The sequence below is a fragment of the Variovorax paradoxus genome (assembly GCF_902712855.1).
In the GTDB taxonomy this organism is placed as follows: domain Bacteria; phylum Pseudomonadota; class Gammaproteobacteria; order Burkholderiales; family Burkholderiaceae_C; genus Variovorax; species Variovorax paradoxus_Q.
This window is the reverse complement of the sequence record NZ_LR743507.1, coordinates 3114940-3133330: the sequence shown is the minus strand read 5'-3', so window position 1 is coordinate 3133330 and position 18391 is coordinate 3114940. Positions and strand designations below refer to the sequence as shown.

The 18391-nt window shown below is 67.0% G+C and carries 19 protein-coding genes; 14 read left to right on the top strand and 5 right to left on the bottom strand.

Going from position 1 to position 18391, the window contains the following annotated elements; genetic code table 11:
* Positions 1 to 99: 99 nt before the first annotated feature.
* From AACL56_RS14380 to adk, 5 genes are all read left to right on the top strand, one after another.
* Complete coding sequence (locus tag AACL56_RS14380; protein WP_371270115.1) at positions 100 to 525, top strand: ExbD/TolR family protein; 426 nt, start codon at positions 100 to 102, stop codon at positions 523 to 525.
* A complete protein-coding gene (lpxK, locus tag AACL56_RS14375) occupies positions 526 to 1551 on the top strand; it encodes a tetraacyldisaccharide 4'-kinase (RefSeq protein ID WP_339090481.1) in 1026 nt (341 codons plus the stop codon).
* Positions 1532 to 1714: a Trm112 family protein gene (locus tag AACL56_RS14370; RefSeq protein WP_007836935.1), complete on the top strand. Its 183-nt coding sequence runs from the start codon at positions 1532 to 1534 to the stop codon at positions 1712 to 1714. Before lpxK ends, AACL56_RS14370 begins: the two co-directional genes overlap by 20 nt.
* Entirely contained in the window at positions 1711 to 2484 is a 774-nt protein-coding gene (gene kdsB, locus AACL56_RS14365) for a 3-deoxy-manno-octulosonate cytidylyltransferase (protein ID WP_339090480.1), read from the top strand. The genes AACL56_RS14370 and kdsB overlap by 4 nt, the downstream gene beginning before the upstream one ends.
* A 136-nt stretch (positions 2485 to 2620) precedes the next feature.
* Positions 2621 to 3277: an adenylate kinase gene (gene adk / locus AACL56_RS14360; RefSeq protein ID WP_339090479.1), complete on the top strand. Its 657-nt coding sequence runs from the start codon at positions 2621 to 2623 to the stop codon at positions 3275 to 3277.
* A 45-nt stretch (positions 3278 to 3322) separates the two neighbouring features.
* On the opposite strand, the gene AACL56_RS14355 is transcribed toward adk, so the two are convergent.
* Positions 3323 to 4294 (bottom strand): asparaginase, encoded by a 972-nt coding sequence (locus AACL56_RS14355; protein WP_339090478.1) that lies wholly within the window; start codon positions 4292 to 4294, stop codon positions 3323 to 3325.
* 73 nt (positions 4295 to 4367) lie between these two features.
* Between AACL56_RS14355 and lexA the strand changes: the two genes are divergently transcribed.
* From lexA to AACL56_RS14310, 9 genes are all read left to right on the top strand, one after another.
* Positions 4368 to 5051, top strand: coding sequence for a transcriptional repressor LexA (lexA, locus tag AACL56_RS14350; protein WP_339090477.1), 684 nt, complete (start codon positions 4368 to 4370; stop codon positions 5049 to 5051).
* 136 nt (positions 5052 to 5187) lie between these two features.
* Positions 5188 to 5568 carry a hypothetical protein gene (locus AACL56_RS14345; protein ID WP_339090476.1) on the top strand — a complete coding sequence of 127 codons (381 nt, stop codon included), beginning with the start codon at positions 5188 to 5190 and terminating at the stop codon, positions 5566 to 5568.
* 100 nt (positions 5569 to 5668) lie between these two features.
* On the top strand, positions 5669 to 6676 hold the full coding sequence (locus AACL56_RS14340; protein WP_339090475.1) for a D-2-hydroxyacid dehydrogenase family protein: 1008 nt from the start codon (positions 5669 to 5671) through the stop codon (positions 6674 to 6676).
* Positions 6673 to 7842, top strand: coding sequence for an MFS transporter (locus AACL56_RS14335; protein WP_339090474.1), 1170 nt, complete (start codon positions 6673 to 6675; stop codon positions 7840 to 7842). Before AACL56_RS14340 ends, AACL56_RS14335 begins: the two co-directional genes overlap by 4 nt.
* A gap of 159 nt (positions 7843 to 8001) precedes the next feature.
* A complete protein-coding gene (locus tag AACL56_RS14330) occupies positions 8002 to 9522 on the top strand; it encodes a 3-hydroxyacyl-CoA dehydrogenase (RefSeq protein WP_339090473.1) in 1521 nt (506 codons plus the stop codon).
* 7 nt (positions 9523 to 9529) lie between these two features.
* Entirely contained in the window at positions 9530 to 10309 is a 780-nt protein-coding gene (locus tag AACL56_RS14325; RefSeq protein WP_339090472.1) for an oxepin-CoA hydrolase, alternative type, read from the top strand.
* A gap of 61 nt (positions 10310 to 10370) precedes the next feature.
* The gene (locus tag AACL56_RS14320; protein WP_339090471.1) at positions 10371 to 11090 is read left to right on the top strand and encodes a Crp/Fnr family transcriptional regulator; all 720 of its coding nucleotides are present in this window, start codon (positions 10371 to 10373) and stop codon (positions 11088 to 11090) included.
* Positions 11091 to 11115: 25 nt separating this feature from the next.
* Entirely contained in the window at positions 11116 to 12222 is a 1107-nt protein-coding gene (locus AACL56_RS14315; RefSeq protein ID WP_339090470.1) for a phosphotransferase, read from the top strand.
* Between the two features lie 28 nt (positions 12223 to 12250).
* Complete coding sequence (locus AACL56_RS14310) at positions 12251 to 13522, top strand: acyl-CoA dehydrogenase family protein (protein ID WP_339090469.1); 1272 nt, start codon at positions 12251 to 12253, stop codon at positions 13520 to 13522.
* A gap of 87 nt (positions 13523 to 13609) precedes the next feature.
* Here AACL56_RS14310 and AACL56_RS14305 read toward each other — a convergent pair whose 3' ends face one another.
* The 4 genes from AACL56_RS14305 to ftsH all read right to left on the bottom strand — a co-directional run bounded on the left by AACL56_RS14305 (position 13610) and on the right by ftsH (position 18286).
* Complete coding sequence (locus AACL56_RS14305; protein WP_339090468.1) at positions 13610 to 14095, bottom strand: GNAT family N-acetyltransferase; 486 nt, start codon at positions 14093 to 14095, stop codon at positions 13610 to 13612.
* Entirely contained in the window at positions 14092 to 15429 is a 1338-nt protein-coding gene (glmM, locus tag AACL56_RS14300; protein WP_339090467.1) for a phosphoglucosamine mutase, read from the bottom strand. The genes AACL56_RS14305 and glmM overlap by 4 nt, the downstream gene beginning before the upstream one ends.
* On the bottom strand, positions 15426 to 16241 hold the full coding sequence (folP, locus tag AACL56_RS14295) for a dihydropteroate synthase (protein WP_339092875.1): 816 nt from the start codon (positions 16239 to 16241) through the stop codon (positions 15426 to 15428). The genes glmM and folP overlap by 4 nt, the downstream gene beginning before the upstream one ends.
* A gap of 125 nt (positions 16242 to 16366) precedes the next feature.
* The gene (gene ftsH, locus AACL56_RS14290; protein ID WP_339090466.1) at positions 16367 to 18286 is read right to left on the bottom strand and encodes an ATP-dependent zinc metalloprotease FtsH; all 1920 of its coding nucleotides are present in this window, start codon (positions 18284 to 18286) and stop codon (positions 16367 to 16369) included.
* Between the last annotated feature and the right edge of the window lie 105 nt (positions 18287 to 18391).

Here is an 18391-nt window from a genome sequence, read left to right as displayed (position 1 = left end):
GGCCCTCACGCTTGCGAGAGCGCATGCGGCGCAGTCAGACGGGGGCGCGTCCGCTTCCTCGAGGCGGCTTGGCGGAGGCCGGTCATGACCCGAGGGCGCATGCAGTTCCGCCACGGTGCGCGCGACGAGCCTGAGATCAACCTGATCCCGTTCATCGACGTGCTGCTGGTCATCCTGATCTTCCTGATGCTGTCGACCACGTACAGCAAGTTCACGGAGATGCAACTGCGGCTGCCGACGGCGGACGTCGACGCGCAGCGCGACTATCCTAAGGAAGTGATCGTGGCCGTGTCGGCCGATGGCCGCTACTCGATCAACAAGACCCCGGTGGCCGATCGCAGCGTCGAGACCGTGACCGCGGCGCTGGCGGCCGCAGCCACCGGCGGCAAGGACAGCGTGGTGATCATCAGCGCCGACGCCACCAGCCCGCACCAGGCCGTCATCACGGTCATGGAAGCCGCGCGCCGCGCCGGCCTGATGCAGATCACCTTCGCAGCGCAGTCGACGGCGCAAGCCGGACACTGAGTGCCTGCCGACGGCCGAAGCAGCACCGGCGCGGCCTCGGCCTCACGGCTGCAGGCCGCCTGGCTGCGACGTGGTCCGCTGGCCTGCGCGCTGTGGCCGCTGTCGCTGCTTTACGCAGCGCTCTTCGCCTTGCGGGGCCTGCCCTATCGCCTCGGATGGTCGCAGTCTGAGCGCGTGCCTGTGCCAGTCATCGTGGTCGGCAACGTGATCGCCGGCGGTGCCGGAAAGACGCCGGTGGTGATGGCCGTGGTGCGACACCTTCAGGCGCGCGGGTTGCGGGTGGGCGTGGTGTCGCGCGGCTATGGCCGGCGCACCGACGACTGCCGCGAGGTGCTCGACGGGAGCGAACCACGCGATGTCGGCGATGAACCTGCGCTGATCCACCACGCCACGAAGGCGCCGGTGTTCGTGGCCCGCAAGCGGATCGAGGCGGCGCGCGCGCTGCTGCAGCAGCATCCGGCCACGCAGGTCATCGTCAGCGACGACGGGCTGCAGCATCTGGCGCTGGGCCGCGACATCGAGATCTGCGTGTTCGACGACCGGGGCATCGGCAATGGCTGGCGACTGCCCGCCGGGCCGTTGCGCGAGGCGTGGCCACGGCATTGCGACCTCGTGCTGCACAGCGGCTCGAAGCCGGCGTTCGCCGGCGGGTACACCGCAACCCGGAGCCTCGCGCAGGATGCGCTGGCCAGCGACGGCCGGCGCGTGCCGTTGCGCACCCTGGCCGGCAAGCCAGTGACGGCGCTGGCAGCCATCGCCCGGCCGGAAGCGTTTTTCGGCATGCTGCGCGCGCGCGGCCTGACGCTCGCGGAAACCTGTGCCCTGCCCGACCACAGCGATTTCGAAGGCTGGCTGAGGCCCGGCGATGCGTCCCTGCCGTTGCTGTGTACCGAGAAGGATGCCGTCAAGCTGTGGCGCAAGGTGCCAGATGCACTGGCCGTGCCACTGGAGTTCACGCCTTCCGCGGAGTTCTTCAGCGCGCTCGACGCAAAGCTATCATCGCTCGATGGATACCAAGCTGCTTGAACTGCTCGTCTGCCCCGTCACCAAGGGTCCGCTGACCTGGAACCCCGAGAAGCAGGAGCTCTGTTCGCGCAGCGCGCGCCTCGCCTACCCGGTGCGCGACGGCATTCCGGTGCTGCTCGAAAACGAGGCACGCACGCTGTCCGACGAAGAGCTCGGGCTGTGAGCTTCACAGTTCTGGTGCCGGCGCGCCTCGCGTCGACACGGCTTCCCAACAAACCCCTGGCCGACATCGCCGGCGTGCCCATGGTGGTGCGCGTCGCCCGGCGCGCCAGCGAATCCGGCGCCGCACGCGTGGTGGTGGCCGGTGACGATCCTTCCATCATTTCCGCATGCAAGGCACATGGCGTCGAGGCCATCCTGACACGCCAGGACCACCCCAGCGGCACCGACCGGCTGGCCGAGGCCTGCGAGCAACTGGGCCTGGACGGCGACGACATCGTGGTCAATGTGCAAGGGGACGAACCGCTGATCGACCCGGCACTGATCGACGCCGTGGCATCCACGCTGGCCACGCACGCCGAAGCGGCGATGAGCACCGCAGCGCACGAGATCGATTCGGTCGGCGACTTCATGAATCCGAACGTGGTGAAGGCCGTGCTCGATGCACAAGGCAATGCCATGTACTTCAGCCGGGCACCCATCCCGTGGTGGCGCGACGGCTCGGCCGGCGGTGCCGCACCCGCCGCGCTGCCCAGCCCGGCGCCGCTGCGCCACATCGGCATCTACGGCTACCGCGCGGGCTTCGTGCGCAAATTCCCCTCGTTGCCCCCGGCGCCCGTCGAGGCGACCGAAGCGCTGGAGCAACTGCGCGCGCTGTGGCACGGGCATCGCATCGCGGTGCATGTGAGCCACGTCGCACCCGGACCGGGCATCGACACTCCCGACGATCTGGCGCGCGTGCGCGCGGTCTTCGCGGCCGCTCCAAAGCCCTGAGATGGCCGCCATGCCTGCTGAAACTGCGGAGATTCCGCTGCGGGCACGCGTGCTATCCTCGAAGCAACTCCGCCTAGCCCTGCCCTCAGGCCGCCGCTCGGTGCGACACAAAATCTAAGAACCGTCCGAGGACACCATGAGACTAATTTTGCTGGGCGCGCCCGGGGCGGGCAAAGGCACGCAAGCGGCCTTCATTTGCCAGAAATACAGCATCCCGCAGATCTCGACCGGCGACATGTTGCGCGCCGCCGTCAAGGCCGGTACACCACTGGGACTGCAAGCCAAGGCCGTCATGGACGCGGGCGCGCTGGTCAGCGACGACCTGATCATCAATCTCGTGAAGGAACGCATCGCGCAAGACGACTGCGCCAGCGGCTTCCTGTTCGACGGCTTTCCCCGCACCATTCCCCAGGCTGACGCCATGAAGGCGGCCGGCGTCAAGCTCGACTACGTGCTCGAGATCGATGTGCCCTTCGGCGACATCATCGAGCGCATGAGCGGCCGTCGCTCGCACCCGGCTTCGGGCCGCACCTACCACGTCAAGTTCAACCCGCCCAAGGCGGAAGGCAAGGATGACGTGACGGGCGAGGACCTGATCCAGCGCGAAGACGACAAGGAAGAAACCGTGCGCAAGCGCCTGGACGTGTACAGCCAGCAGACGCGCCCGCTGGTGGACTACTACTCCGCCTGGGCCAAAGCCGATCCGGCCGCTGCGCCGAAGTACCGCGCCATCAAGGGCGTGGGCACGGTCGACGAAATCACTCAACGTGCGTTGGCCGCACTGAGCAGCTGATTTCGCAGCCGCCCTTTCGCGCATGGCGCAGGGCGGCTTCCGGCTTCACTTTCCCAGCAACTCGAGCATCAGCGCGATCCGCGCCTTCACTGGCGTCAGCGCGCCTGCGTCGCGCAGCGCATCGCCTTCTTTCGGCAGGATGCGTCCGTTGGCGCATCGGGTCGCACGGCGCACCGCGATGCCGCCATCTTGCGCTTTCAGCGCTGCCGCCTCGAGCAGGTAGTGCACCGTGCCGTTGCCCGTCGTGGCAAGCACAAGCCCTCGCAACGGATCGGAGCCGCCTGTGCCCGATTGCACGAGCGCATCGACCACCGCCCCGCTCGCGCCCGCATGGCTCATGACGATCTCCACGCGCGGCCATTGCACGTCGCCAGGTTCGAAGACCGGTGCTACTCGCCGAGTGGCCGCGCTGGGCCAGGCGCGCACCAGCCGCACTTCGCCCTCTTCCACGTAGCCGATGGGCCCCGCATCGCCCGAGGCGAACGCATCGAGCCGGTAGGTGTGGACCTTCTGGACATCGACGCCACTGTGCACGGTTCCGGCGCACACCGCCGTCACGCCGCGCGCGCCCTCGGTCGCGGCCACACTGATCGCATCCCGCACGTTCTGCGGCCCGTCAGGCGCCAGTGCAGTCGCCGGCCGCATCGCGCAGGTCAGTACGACAGGCTTCATCGCGTCCAGCACGGAGTGCAGGAAGAAAGCTGTTTCCTCGAGGGTGTCGGTGCCATGCGTGATCACCACACCTGCGACGTCGGGCTGGCCCAGCCAGTGCGCGCACCGCTGCGCCAGCGTGCGCCAGATATCGAAGTCCATGTCCTTGCTGTCGACCTGGGCGACCTGCTCCGCCACCAGCGTCACGCCCGGCGGTGCGTCGATACCACCTAGCAGATCCGCCACATCCACCTCGCCGGCCTTGTACCCGATGTTGTCGGCGCTGCTGGCGGCCCTGCCTGCGATGGTGCCGCCGGTGCCCAGGACCACCACGCGACGCGCGTTCGGCGAAAAGGAATTGACCATCACTTGTCAACTTTTAAAAACTGGTTAAAAATACAGGTACTGGATATCTAGCCAGTGCCGCAAGGAACCACACATGCAGTTCGCCGTGAAGCTTACAGCCCGCCAGCAGCAGATCCTGGACCTGATCCAGAGCGCCATCGCACGTACCGGTGCGCCACCCACGCGCGCAGAAATCGCCAATGAGCTGGGGTTCAAGTCCGCCAACGCCGCAGAAGAGCACTTGCAGGCGCTTGCGCGCAAGGGTGTCATCGAGCTGGTCAGCGGCACCTCGCGCGGCATCCGCCTCAAGGGCGACGCGCTGCGTTCGCTCAACGAAACGCGCCATCGTGAAGGCAACCAGTTCTCGCTTTCGCTCCCGGGCATGGCCCAGTTGGCGCTTCCGCTCATCGGTCGCGTCGCAGCCGGTTCCCCGATCCTGGCGCAGGAGCATGTCGACCAGACCTACTACGTCGAGAACACGCTGTTCCAGCGCCAGCCCGACTACCTGCTCAAGGTGCGCGGCATGTCGATGCGCGACGCCGGCATCATGGACGGCGACCTGCTCGCAGTGCAGGCCACCAAGGAAGCGCGCAACGGCCAGATCGTGGTTGCCCGGCTGGGCGACGAAGTGACGGTCAAGCGTCTCAAGCGCAACAAGCAGATCATCGAGCTGCACGCCGAGAACCCCGACTACCCGACCATCATCGTGCAGCCCGGAGAGCCGTTCGAAATCGAAGGCCTCGCGGTCGGCCTCATCCGCAACACGATGCTGATGTAGGCCTCGCGGCCTGCTGCATCAGCAACCATCCGGCTCCGACAGGTGGCGGGCGTATGGCGCGAAGTCGTCATCACCCTGTCTCGGCCGATTCAAGAAATCCTGCCTGTGTTCAACCTCATACTTTTTTGGAGTTCACATGGGAATCGCCCTCCTCGCCATCGCTGATTTCTGGATGCCGCTGCAGTCGCTTGCCAATCGATTGATCCCGGCGCGCCGCCCCCACGCCCGGGACCGTCTCGACCACGCCGACAATTCGGCCGGCCTGCGCTACGTGGCAGTGCGGCCGGGCTGCAGTGCCCGCTCCGGCGGGGCCACGGCACCGACCACCGCTGCAGCCATCGCCCCCACCCGCCCTCTTCGCGTGGTGCGCGTGGTCGACGGCAAGGGGCAGCAGCGCAGCGACCGTGTCCTCATCTCCGGCCGCATGGCCGACGTGTGCGCAGAGCTCGACCGCCTTGCGGCGCTCGAAGCTGCCGAAACCTTGGCCACGGCCCACCGCTCGACGCGCCTCCACTGAGGCAGAACACTCCCCGAAGCCGGCTGAACAGGGCCTCGGGGTGGGTATCCAAACGTTCGCTGGCACGACATTCCAATGCTGCGAGGCACAATGGCACGCCATGAACATTGTGATCCTCGACGATTACCAGGACGCGGTGCGCAAGCTGCGCTGCGCCGCCAAGCTGGACGCGTACGCGGCCAAGGTCTATACCAATACGGTCAAGGGAATTGGACAACTGTCGGTCCGCCTCAAGGATGCCGACGTGATCGTGCTGATTCGCGAGCGCACCCAGATCTCGCGCCAGCTCATCGAGAAGCTGCCCAAGCTCAAGCTCATCTCGCAGACCGGCCGCGTTGCCGGCCACATCGACGTCGCGGCCTGCACCGAGCGGGGCGTGGCGGTGGCAGAGGGCTCGGGTTCGCCGCAGGCACCCGCCGAGCTGACGTGGGCGCTCATCATGGCCGCCATGCGTCGGCTGCCGCAGTACATCAGCAACCTCAAGCACGGTGCCTGGCAGCAGTCGGGCCTCAAGTCGGCATCGATGCCGCCGAACTTCGGCGTCGGCTCCGTGCTCAAGGGCAAGACGCTGTGCATCTGGGGCTACGGCCGCATCGGCCAGCTCGTTGCGCGCTACGGCCAGGCCTTCGGCATGCAGGTCGTGATATGGGGCCGCGAAGCCAGTTGCGCCAAGGCACGTTCCGACGGCTTCCAGGTAGCGCAGAACCGCCATGAATTCTTTGCCGCAGCCGACGTGCTGTCGGTGCATCTGCGGCTCAACGACGAGACCAACGGCCTCATCACGCTGGAAGACCTTTCGCGCATGAAGCCGACGGCGCTGTTCGTGAACACCTCGCGCGCCGAGCTGGTCGAGGCCGATGCACTGCTCGCCGCCCTCAACCGCGGACGTCCTGGTCTGGCGGCCATCGACGTGTTCGAGAGCGAGCCGCCGCTGCAGGGCCACGCGTTGCTGCGCCTGGAGAACTGCATCTGCACGCCGCACATCGGCTACGTCGAGCAGGAAAGCTACGAGAGCTACTTCGGGCAAGCCTTCGACAACGTCGTCAGCTACATCAATGGCAATCCCACGAACATCGTGAACCCCGGCGCGCTGCAGGTCCGCCGGTGAACCTGCCTGCGCCACGGCGCGCGTCGCAGCACGCGCTCTGGGCGCTGCTAGCCGGCAACTTCGTGATCGGCACGGGCGTGATGGTCGTGCCCGGCACGCTCAACGAGATCAGCGTTTCCCTCTCGGTCGGCGTAGCCACCGCGGGCCAGTTGATCACCGCCGCCGCTGCGGTGATGTGCATCGGAGCACCGCTGCTGGCGGCCGCCGTTGCGCGCTGGGATCGCCGGCAACTGCTGGCCCTCACCATGGTCTGGTACGCAGCCGGACATGCGCTCGCGGCACTCATGCCGAGCTTCGGCACGCTGCTGCCGGTGCGCATGCTCACGGTGATTGCACCCGCGATCTTCACGCCCCAGGCGGCCGCTTGCGTCGGCCTGCTGGTGCCGCCCGAACAGCGCGGGCGTGCCGTCACCTTCGTTTTCCTGGGCTGGTCGATGGCATCGGTGCTGGGCCTGCCGATCGGCGCCCTGATCGGCGGACACCTGGGCTGGCGGATGGCGTTCGTCGCCATCGCGATCCTCAGTGTCGCCAGCGCGACAGCCGTCTGGTTCACCTTGCCCGGCGGCATCCGCCCTGCCGCGCTCACCGCCGCTGCGTGGTCGCGCGTGCTTCGCAGCCCGGTGCTGATGGGCATCGTGTCGGTCACCGCGCTGCAGGGTGCGGGCCAGTTCGTGCTGTTCAGCTATTTCGGCCCGATTCTCAAGCAGGACTTCGGTGCCGACGCCACCACGCTGAGCGTGATGTGGGCACTGTTCGGCGCCTTCGGACTGGCCGGCAACATGCTGGTCAGCCGCTTCATCGACCGCATCGGCGCAGGGCGCATGGTGCTCGTCACGACTGCGCTGATCGCCTCGAGCCTGCTGGTCTGGCCGCTGGCCTCCACGCTGGCATGGCTGGCCGTCCTGCTCGTGCCTTGGGGCCTGGGCTGCTTCGCGGCCAATTCGGCCCAGCAGGCACGGCTGGTGGGCCTGGCACCTGCGCTGGCGCCGGGCTCGGTGGCGCTGAACAGCTCGGGCATCTACGTCGGACAGGCCGTTGGCGCGGCCTTGGGAGGCTGGCTGCTGGCGCACGACGCGCAGGCCTGGATGAACTGGGTCGGCCTGGCGCTGATGCTGATCGCCATCTCGCTGAGCGTGGCCATCGACCGCAGCAGCCGGCCGGCCTGAGCGCTGAAAAGCAGCTTCGCGTAAAACCCGTCACGCGCCCTGCGCGCGGCACTGCAAAATCGGAGCCTTCGACTGCCCCGCCCGGCACCCGGCCGAATTGCTGCAGTCGCCTGCACGGCAGGCCCCGGATACCACTCAACCATTGAAACCTTCCAGCAAATGACAGTGAACTACCCCCGAATCGGCGTCGTCGGCGCCGGCGCCATGGGTCGCGGCATCGCGCAGATCGCAGCCCAGGCAGGCAGCGAAGTGCTGCTGCTCGACAGCTTCGCCGGCGCTGCTGAGCGCGGACGCGAAACCCTTGCCGCCCAATGGAGCAAGCTGCTCGAAAAGAACAAGATCGACACCGCCGCACGCGATGCGTACGTGGCCCGCGTGAAGGCCGTCGATTCGATGCAGGCGCTTGCCGGCTGCGATCTGGTGGTCGAGGCGGTGCTGGAAGACCTCGAGGTCAAGCGCAAGCTCTTCCGCGAACTCGAAGACGTGGTCGGAGAGAAAGCCACGCTGGTCACCAACACGTCGTCGCTCTCGGTCACGGCCATCGCGGCGGGCCTGAAGCACCCGGAGCGCTTCGCCGGCTTCCACTTCTTCAACCCGGTGCCACTGATGAAGGTGGTCGAGGTGGTCGCGGGCTTCAAGACCGCGCCCGAAGTCTGCAAGCAGCTCGCCGGCTATGCCGTGCAGATGGGCCACAGCGCAGTGCAGGCGCAGGACACGCCCGGCTTCATCGTCAATCACGCGGGCCGCGGCTACGGCACCGAGGCGCTGCGCATCGTCGGCGAAGGCGTGGCCGATTTCGCCACCATCGACCGCATCCTGAAGGACCAGGCCGGCTTCCGCCTCGGCCCGTTCGAACTGCTGGACCTGACCGCCCTCGACGTGTCGCACCCGGTGATGGAATCGATCTATCACCAGTACTTCGAGGAGCCGCGCTTCCGTCCGAGCGTGATCACCGCGCAGCGGCTGGCCGCCGGCGCGCTGGGCCGCAAGACCGGCGAAGGCTTCTACCGTTACACCGACGGCGTGATGCAGCAGGCGCCGGAGGCTGCGCCTCCTGTGGTCGACGGCACGCCTTCGGTGTGGGTGTCGCCGCGCGCTGCGCGCCGTGCTGAACTGCTACGTCTCGTGAATACGCTGGGCGCGCAGATCGACAGCGGCGCGGCACCGGCTGCGCATTCGCTGATCCTGGTAGCGCCGCTGGGCTTCGATGTGACGACGGTGGCTGCGGTCGAGCGCCTGGACGCCACGCGCACCGTGGGCATCGACATGCTGATCGACGACGCCGCCACCAAGCGCCGCGTGCTCGCCACCAACCCGGCCACGCGCCGCGACATCCGCGACGCGGCGCACGCCCTCTTCGCACGCGACGGCAAGGCGGTGAGCGTGATCCGCGACAGCGGCGGCTTCGTCACGCAGCGCGTGATCGGCACCATCGTGAACATCGCCGCCGACATGTGCCAGCAACGCGTGTGCACGCCGGCCGACCTCGAGACCGCGGTGCAGCTGGGCCTGGGCTATCCGCGTGGCCCGCTGGCCATGGGCAACCTCTACGGTCCGACCAACATGCTCGAGGTGCTGTTCAACCTGCAGACGGTGTACGGCGACCCGCGCTATCGCCCGAGCCCGTGGCTGCGCCGCCGCGGCGCGTTGGGCCTGAGCCTGCTGCACGAAGAAGAATGAGCACGCCATGACAGCCGAACTCAAGAGCACGAGCGAAGGCAGCACCATGGTGCTGACGATTTCCAACCCGACCCAGCGCAACGCCCTGGGTCCCGAGATCTACGCCGCCGGCATCGAGGCGCTCAACGGCGCCGAGGGCAGCGCGGAGATCCGCAGCGTCGTCATCGTGGGCGAAGGCGCATGGTTCTGCGCCGGCGGTTCGCTGCAGCGGCTGCTGGCCAACCGCCAGCTCGACCGTTCGGTGCAGGCCGAGAGCATCGAGGGCCTGCACAACTGGATCGATTCGATCCGCACCTTTCCCAAGCCGATCATCGCGGCGGTCGAAGGTGCGGCCGCGGGCGCGGGCTTTTCGCTCGCGCTGGCCTGCGACTTCGTGGTGGCGGCGCGCGACGCGGTGTTCGCAGCCTCCTACAGCAACGTGGCGCTGTCGCCCGACGGTGGGCTGAGCTGGCACCTGGGCCAGCAGCTGCCGCGCCAGCTGGCCAGCGAATGGCTCATGAACGGCGAGCGCATCGGTGCGCAGCGCCTGCATGCGCTGGGCATGGTCAACGAGCTCACCGAAAACGGCCAGGCGCTCGCCGGCGCGCTGGCGCTGGCCGCCAAGCTCAATGCCCGCGCGCCCAACTCGCTGGCCAGCATCAAGGAGCTGCTGAGCGATGCACGGGGTGCCACGCTGGCCTCGCAGCTCACGCAGGAGCGCGACCACTTCGTGCGCAACCTCCACCACGCGAACGCGGGCATCGGCATCGCGGCCTTCCTCGAGAAGAAGCCGCCGCAGTACGAGTAGCGCCTCGCGGCGTCGCTCCCGTGACACCCACCAGCTTTCCAGTCGCCGAGAGGACAGACCAATGGACGACCCCATTCTTACCATCGAAGAACGTGAAGCGATCAACAGTGGTCGCTGGTTTTCTTCCCTTTCTCCATCGCTGCGGCACGACATCCTCCGATGCGCATTCGTCAAACGCTTCAAGGACGGCGACCTGATCGCCGCCCGCGGCGACCCGCCCGAACACTGGATCGCCTGCGCCAGGGGCGCGGTGCGCGTCAGTTCGACGGCGGTGTCGGGCAAGCAGGTGACGCTGACCTACGTGGAGCCGGGCATCTGGTTCGGCGACGTGGCGATGTTCGACGGGGACCGACGCACGCACGATGCGTATGCGCATGGCGACAGCACGATCCTGTGCGTGGCGAGGGCCGATTTCCAGAAGATCCTGACGGCGCACGTGGAGCTCTACGAAGCGCTGATGCGCCTGCAGGCGCGGCGCATCCGCACGCTGTTCGGGCTGGTGGAAGACCTCAACACCCTGCCGCTGCGCGCGCGGCTGGCCAAGCAGCTCATCCACCTCGTGCGCAGCTACGGTGTGCCCAACCTGGACGACGGCAGCCAGATGCGCATCGGGCTGCAACTGGCGCAGGAAGAACTGGCGCAGCTGCTCGGTGCATCGCGCCAGCGGGTCAACCAGGAACTGAAGACGATGGAGCGCGAGGGCACGATCCGCATCGAGCCGGGCGGCCTCGTGGTGCTGGACCGCGCGGCGTTGATGCGCGTCTCGGAAGCCGAAGACTAGAACACGTACAGACAAGACAATCGACATGAGCCAGGACTTCTCCAACTTCATCGGCACCCGTGCCGTCTCGCAACAGCACGCTTTCGACGTCGATGCGCTTGCAGCCTGGCTCGAGAAGAACCTCGAGGGCTTCAAGGGTCCGCTGACGGTCGAGATGTTCAAGGGCGGCCAGTCGAACCCGACCTACAAGCTGGTCACGCCGTCGCAAAGCTACGTGATGCGCGCCAAGCCGGGCCCGGTCGCCAAGCTGCTGCCTTCTGCCCATGCGGTGGAGCGCGAGTTCAAGGTGATGAGCGGCCTGGCCGGCACTGACGTGCCGGTGCCGCGCATGCATTGCCTGTGCGAGGACGAAGCCATCATCGGCCGTGCCTTCTACGTCATGGAATTCATGCAGGGCCGCGTGCTCTGGGACCAGTCGCTGCCCGGCTTCAGCAACGCCGAGCGCGCGGCCTACTACGACGAGATGAACCGCGTGATCGCCGCGCTGCACACGGTCGACTTCGCCGCTCGCGGCCTGGCCGACTACGGCAAGCCCGGCAACTACTTCGAGCGCCAGATCGGCCGCTGGAGCAAGCAGTACAAGGCCTCGGCCGACGGCGCCGGCGAACTGTCGCAGCCCATCGAGGCCATGGAACGGCTGATCGACTGGCTGCCGGCGCACATGCCTGCGAGCGCACGCGACGAAAGCAAGGTGTCGATCGTCCATGGCGACTACCGGCTCGACAACGTGATGTTCCACCCGAGCGAGCCGCGCATCATCGCGGTGCTCGACTGGGAGCTCTCCACGCTGGGCCACCCGCTGGCCGACTTCAGCTACCACTGCATGTCGTGGCACATGCCGCCCACCACCGGGCGCGGCATCGGCGGCGTCGACCTCGTCTCTCTGGGCATTCCCACCGAGAGCGAATACATCCGTCGCTATTGCGAACGCACGCGCATCAGCACGCCCGAGGCGCTCGCGCCCGACTGGAACTTCTACCAGGCCTACAACCTGTTCCGCATGGCCGCGATCCTGCAAGGCATTGCCAAGCGGGTCGAGGCCGGCACCGCGTCGAGCGAGCAAGCCGTGGCTTCGGCCCGCGGCGCCCGCCCCATGGCCGACATGGCCTGGCAATTTGCCCAAAAGGCATAAGCCGCCCCACACCCACCAGGAGACGAAGATGGATTTCGAATACTCGGCCAAGACCAAAGACCTGCAGAAGCGCGTCCAGGCGTTCATGGACGACCACATCTATCCGGCCGAGGCCGAGTACCACGCCGAGCTGGCGGCCAACACGGTCGCGGGCAAGCGCTGGACGGCATTGAAGACCGTCGAGAAGCTCAAGGAAAAAGCCAAGGCCCAAGGCCTGTGGAACCTGTTCCTGCCGGTCGACAGCGCCGCCGCCTCGGGCTACGAGGGCGCGGGCCTCACCAACCAGGAATACGCGCCGCTGGCCGAGATCATGGGCGCGGTGCCGTGGGCCAGCGAAGCCTTCAATTGCTCGGCGCCCGACACCGGCAACATGGAGACCATCGCGCGTTACGGCTCCGACGAAATCAAGGCACGCTGGCTCAAGCCGCTGCTCGAAGGCCAGATCCGCTCCGCCTTCGCCATGACCGAACCCGAAGTGGCATCGAGCGACGCCACCAACATCTCGACGCGCATCGAACGCCAGGGCGACGAGTACGTGATCAACGGCCACAAGTGGTGGATCTCGGGCGCAGCAGATCCGCGCTGCGCGGTCTTCATCACCATGGGCAAGAGCGACCCCGAGGCGCCCCGCCATTCTCAGCAGAGCATGATCGTGGTGCCGGCAGACGCCAAGGGCATCCGCATCGTTCGCCCGCTCAACGTCATGGGCTATGACGACGCGCCGCACGGCCACGTCGAGATGTACTTCGAGAACGTGCGCGTGCCCGCCGGCAACATGCTGTTGGGCGAAGGACGCGGCTTCGAGATCGCCCAGGGCCGCCTCGGCCCGGGACGCATCCACCACTGCATGCGCCTCATCGGCCTGGCCGAGCGCGCACTCGAACTGATGTGCAAGCGCGCCTCGTCGCGCGTGGCCTTCGGCAAGACCGTTGCGTCCCAGACCGTGACGCAGGAACGCATTGCCGAAGCCCGCTGCAAGATCGACATGGCCCGCCTGCTCACGCTGAAGGCCGCATGGCTGATGGACGTGGCCGGCAACAAGGTCGCCAAGAACGAGATCGCCATGATCAAGGTCGTCGCCCCGTCGATGGCGTGCCAGGTGATCGACTGGGCCATGCAGGTCCACGGCGGCGGCGGCATGTGCGACGACTTCCCGCTGGCGGCCGCCTACGCCGGAGCACGCACGCTGCGCTTTGCGGACGGTCCGGACGAAGTCCACCGCAATGCGATCGCCAAGTGGGAGCTTGGCAAGTACGCGCCCGGCAAGATCGACGCGGAAATGCCCGTGACGCGCTTCTGACGTGGTTTCCTTCCTCTCCCTCCCCCGGACGGAGAGTGTCGAGAAAAGAAGGCCGACGGCGTACACCGCGCGTCGGCCTTTTTCTTTTCAGAGTTTCTTCTGCAGAAACACGGCGTGGCCGAAAGCCGGGTCGAGCTGGTAGCCCTCGAACCCCTCTCGCTCGTAGGCACGCAGCGCAGGCGCATTGCCCGAAAGCACCTCGAGCGTGAGCTTGCAGGCACCGCGCCTTCGTGCCTCCTGCTCGACCATCGCAAACATCTGCTGCGCCACGCGATGTCCGCGATGGCCGGACAGCACGACCACGTCGTGCACGTTCACCAGCGGCCTGCATGCAAAGGTCGAGAAACCCTCGATGCAGTTGACGAGGCCCACGGCGTTCTCGCCGTCGTACGCGAGCACGCTGAAAGCCTGCGGCCGCGCCGCCAGCGCAGCAGGAAGGCCACGGCGCACCGCGGGGTCCAACGGCGTGCCGCCTCCCGCCGGATCGCTGGCATACGCGTCCAGCAGCTCGACCAATGCCGCGGCCTGCGCCGCGTCGCGATAGTCCACCAGGCGAACGTCGATGAGAGTCACTGCGCCGGCTGCAGCGTGTCCGCGAGACGCCTGGCGCAGGACTCGGCCTGTGCGGCATCGCGCGCCTCGACCATCACGCGCACCAGCGGCTCGGTGCCGCTCGCACGGATCAGCACGCGGCCCGCGTCGCCGAGCTCGGCCTCGATGCGTGCGGTTTGGCTGGCCAGCGCCGTGTTGTCCTTCCAGTCCTGCTCGGGCGAAATGCGGACGTTGATCAGCGTCTGCGGAAACAGCGTGACCCCTTCGAGCAGTTGCGCCACGGTCTTGCCGCTGCGCACGCAGGCCTGCAGCACCTGCAGCGCACTCACGATGCCGTCGCCGGTGGTGTGGCGGTCGAGCGCCAGCAGGTGGCCCGAGCCTTCGCCGCCCAGCACCCAACCGCGCTTTTCGAGCTCCTCGAGCACATAGCGGTCGCCGACCTTGGCCCGCACGAACTCGATGCCCTGCTGGCGCAGCGCCATCTCCACGGCCTTGTTGGTCATGAGCGTACCGACCACGCCGAAGGGCTTCTCGCCGCGTGCGATGCGCTCGGCAACCATAAGGTAGAGCAGTTCGTCGCCGTTGAACAGGCGGCCGGTGGCGTCGACCAGTTGCAGGCGGTCGGCGTCGCCGTCGAGTGCGATGCCGTAGTCGGCCTTCTGCGCCGTCACCGCGGCCACGAGCGCTTGCGGATGCGTGGCGCCGACGCCCTTGTTGATGTTCAGGCCGTCAGGCGACACGCCGATGCTCGTCACCTCGGCGCCCAGTTCATGGAACACGTTGGGCGCCACCTGGTAGGCGGCGCCGTGTGCGGCATCGACCACCAGCTTCATGTCGCGCAGCGTCAGGTCGTTGGCGAAGGTGCTCTTGCAGAACTCGATGTAGCGGCCGGGCGCGTCGTTGAGGCGCCGGGCCTTGCCCAGGTTGGCGGAATCGACCCACACTGGCGCTTCCTCGAGCACGGCTTCGACTGCCAGCTCCCACGCGTCGTCGAGCTTGGTGCCCTGCGCGCTGAAGAACTTGATGCCGTTGTCGGGGTATGCGTTGTGGCTGGCGCTGATCACCACCCCGAGGCTGGCGCGCTGGGCGCGTGTGAGGTAGGCCACGCCCGGGGTGGGCAGCGGCCCGAGCAGCACCACGTCGACGCCCGCGGAGTTGAAGCCCGACTCGAGCGCCGACTCGAGCATGTAGCCGGAGATGCGGGTGTCCTTGCCGATCAGCACGGTCGGGCGTGCCTGCGTCTTCTTGAGCACCCGGCCCACGGCATGCGCCAGACGCAGCACGAAGTCGGGGGTGATGGGGGCTTGGCCGACGGTGCCTCGGATGCCGTCGGTGCCGAAATACTGGCGTGTCATGTCTGTGAAGTTCTCTCTTGTGTTTGTTGTGGTTCCTGCGCCTTCATGGCGCGCCATACGGCCAGGGCAGCGAGGGTGTCGCGCACGTCGTGCACCCGCACCACGGCCGCGCCACGGTCCACGGCAAGTACCGCAGCAGCAACGCTGGGCACGATGCGCTCGCCCGCCAGCTCGATGCCGGTCGCCGCACCGATCGACGACTTGCGCGACCAGCCGAGCAGCAGCGGCAAGCCGCCCGCCATCAGTTCGCGCTGGCGCGCCAGCAATGCAAAGTTCTGTGCCACTGTCTTGCCGAAGCCCACGCCGGGGTCCAGCGCGATGCGCGAAGCATCGACGCCAAGTGCGCGCAGCGCCTGCACCTGTGCGCTGAGGAAATCCAGCACCTGCGGAATCACGTCGCCCGCCATCGGCACGGCCTGCATGGTCTGCGGATCGCGGTGCATGTGCATCAGGCAGACGCCGCAAGACGGATGCGCACCGACCGCTTCGCGTGCACCCGGCTGGCGCAGCGCCCAGATGTCGTTGACGATGTCGGCGCCCAGATCGAGCACTGCGCGCATCACTTCGGGCTTGTAGGTGTCGACGGAGATCGGCACGCCGAGCCTGACCGCTTCGCGCACCACCGGCTCGACGCGCGCCAGTTCCGCGTCCAGCGGCACCGCAGGGCTGCCGGGGCGGGTCGATTCACCGCCGATGTCGAGAATGTCGGCGCCCTCGTTCAGCAACTGCTCGCAATGCCGCAGCGCGGCTTGCGTCGAGGCATGTGCGCCGCCGTCGGAAAAGGAATCGGGCGTAACGTTGACGATGCCCATCACGCGCGGCTGGGCGAGGTCGATGCGAAAACGCGAGGTCTGCCACCAGCTCGCCGCCGCCGATGCAGGCCCACCATCGAAAACGGGGCCCGAGGCCCCGTTGTGGTTGGACACCAGGCTCACGCTCACGCTGCGTTGGGAGCCGGGTCGGTCGACACCGCCGGTGTGCCGCCGCTGCCGCCACCGTTGCCCGAAGGCGGAATGCGCGGCGTCCAGTCCTTCGGAGGACGGGGGGCGCGACCGGCCATGATGTCGTCGAGCTGCTCGCTGTCGATGGTTTCCCATTCGAGCAGCGCCTTGGCCATGGCGTGCATCTTGTCGCTGTTCTCTTCGATCAGGTTGCGCGCCAGGGCGTACTGCTCGTCGATGATGCGGCGCACTTCGGAGTCGACCTTCTCCATGGTCTGCTCGCTCATGTTGGTCGTCTTGGTGACCGAGCGGCCCAGGAACACTTCGCCCTCGTTCTCCGCGTAGACCATCGGGCCCAGCGCATCCGTCATGCCGTAGCGGGTGACCATGTCGCGCGCGATGGAGGTCGCACGCTCGAAGTCGTTGCTGGCGCCGGTGGTCATCTGGTGCATGAACACCTCCTCGGCGATACGGCCACCGAACAGCATGCTGATCTGGTTCAGCATGTACTCGCGGTCGTAGCTGTAGCGGTCCTGCGACGGCAGGCTCATCGTCACGCCGAGGGCGCGGCCACGGGGAATGATCGTGACCTTGTGGACGGGATCGCACTTGGGCAGCAGCTTGCCGATGAGGGCGTGGCCGGACTCGTGGTAGGCCGTGTTGCGGCGCTCTTCCTCGGGCATGACCATGCTCTTGCGCTCGGGGCCCATGAAGATCTTGTCCTTGGCCTTCTCGAAGTCCTGCATCTCGACGACACGCGCATTGCGGCGGGCGGCCATGAGGGCAGCTTCATTGCAGAGGTTGGCCAGGTCGGCGCCCGACATGCCAGGCGTGCCGCGGGCGATGACGCCCGGATTGACGTCCTGGCCCAGGGGAACCTTGCGCATGTGCACGCCGAGGATCTGCTCGCGGCCGCGGATGTCCGGCAGCGTCACGTACACCTGGCGGTCGAAACGTCCGGGGCGCAACAGTGCGGCGTCCAGGATGTCCGGGCGGTTGGTCGCTGCCACCACGATCACGCCGAGGTTGGTTTCGAAACCGTCCATCTCGACCAGCATCTGGTTGAGGGTTTGTTCGCGCTCGTCGTTGCCGCCGCCGAGACCGGCACCGCGCTGACGGCCCACCGCGTCGATTTCGTCAATGAAGATGATGCAGGGTGCATTCTTCTTCGCGTTCTCGAACATGTCGCGCACACGTGCCGCGCCCACGCCAACAAACATTTCGACGAAGTCCGAACCGGAGATCGAGAAGAAAGGAACCTTGGCTTCGCCGGCGATCGACTTGGCCAGCAGCGTCTTGCCGGTCCCGGGAGGGCCGACCAGCAGCAGGCCGCGAGGAATCCGGCCGCCTAGCTTCTGGAAGCGCTGGGGATCCTTCAGGAAGTCGACCACCTCACGGACTTCTTCCTTGGCTTCGTCGCAGCCCGCAACGTCGGCGAAGGTCACCGTGTTGTTGTTCTCGTCCATCATGCGGGCCTTGCTCTTGCCGAAGCTGAACGCCCCGCCCTTGCCGCCGCCCTGCATCTGGCGCATGAAGTAGATCCACACGCCGATCAGCAGCAGCATAGGACCCCAGCTGACCAGCAAGGTCATGAGCAACGAGCCTTCTTCGCGCGGCTTGACGTCGAACTTGACGTTGTGGTCGATCAGGTCGCCCACGAGGCCGCGGTCGAGGACCGTGGCGGTCGTGCGGATTTTTCGATCATCGTTGGTGACGGCGATGATCTCGCCCCCGCCAGCGCCTTCAGGAATGACGGCGCTCTTGATTTGGTTGTTCCGGACCTGGTCCAGAAACTCGGAGTAGCTGACTGCTCCCGAGCCGACGCCACCGCGGGTGTCGAACTGCTTGAACACAGTGAACAACACCATGGCAATGACGAGCCATACGGCAACTTTGGAAAACCACTGATTGTTCAAACGAAGCTCCAGTCGAAAGCGCGTGACGAGGATATGAAAAACGCGCTATGGGTACGCAATTGCGCCCTATTTTAGGCTTTTCAAGCTGCGAAAAGCGGGCATTTC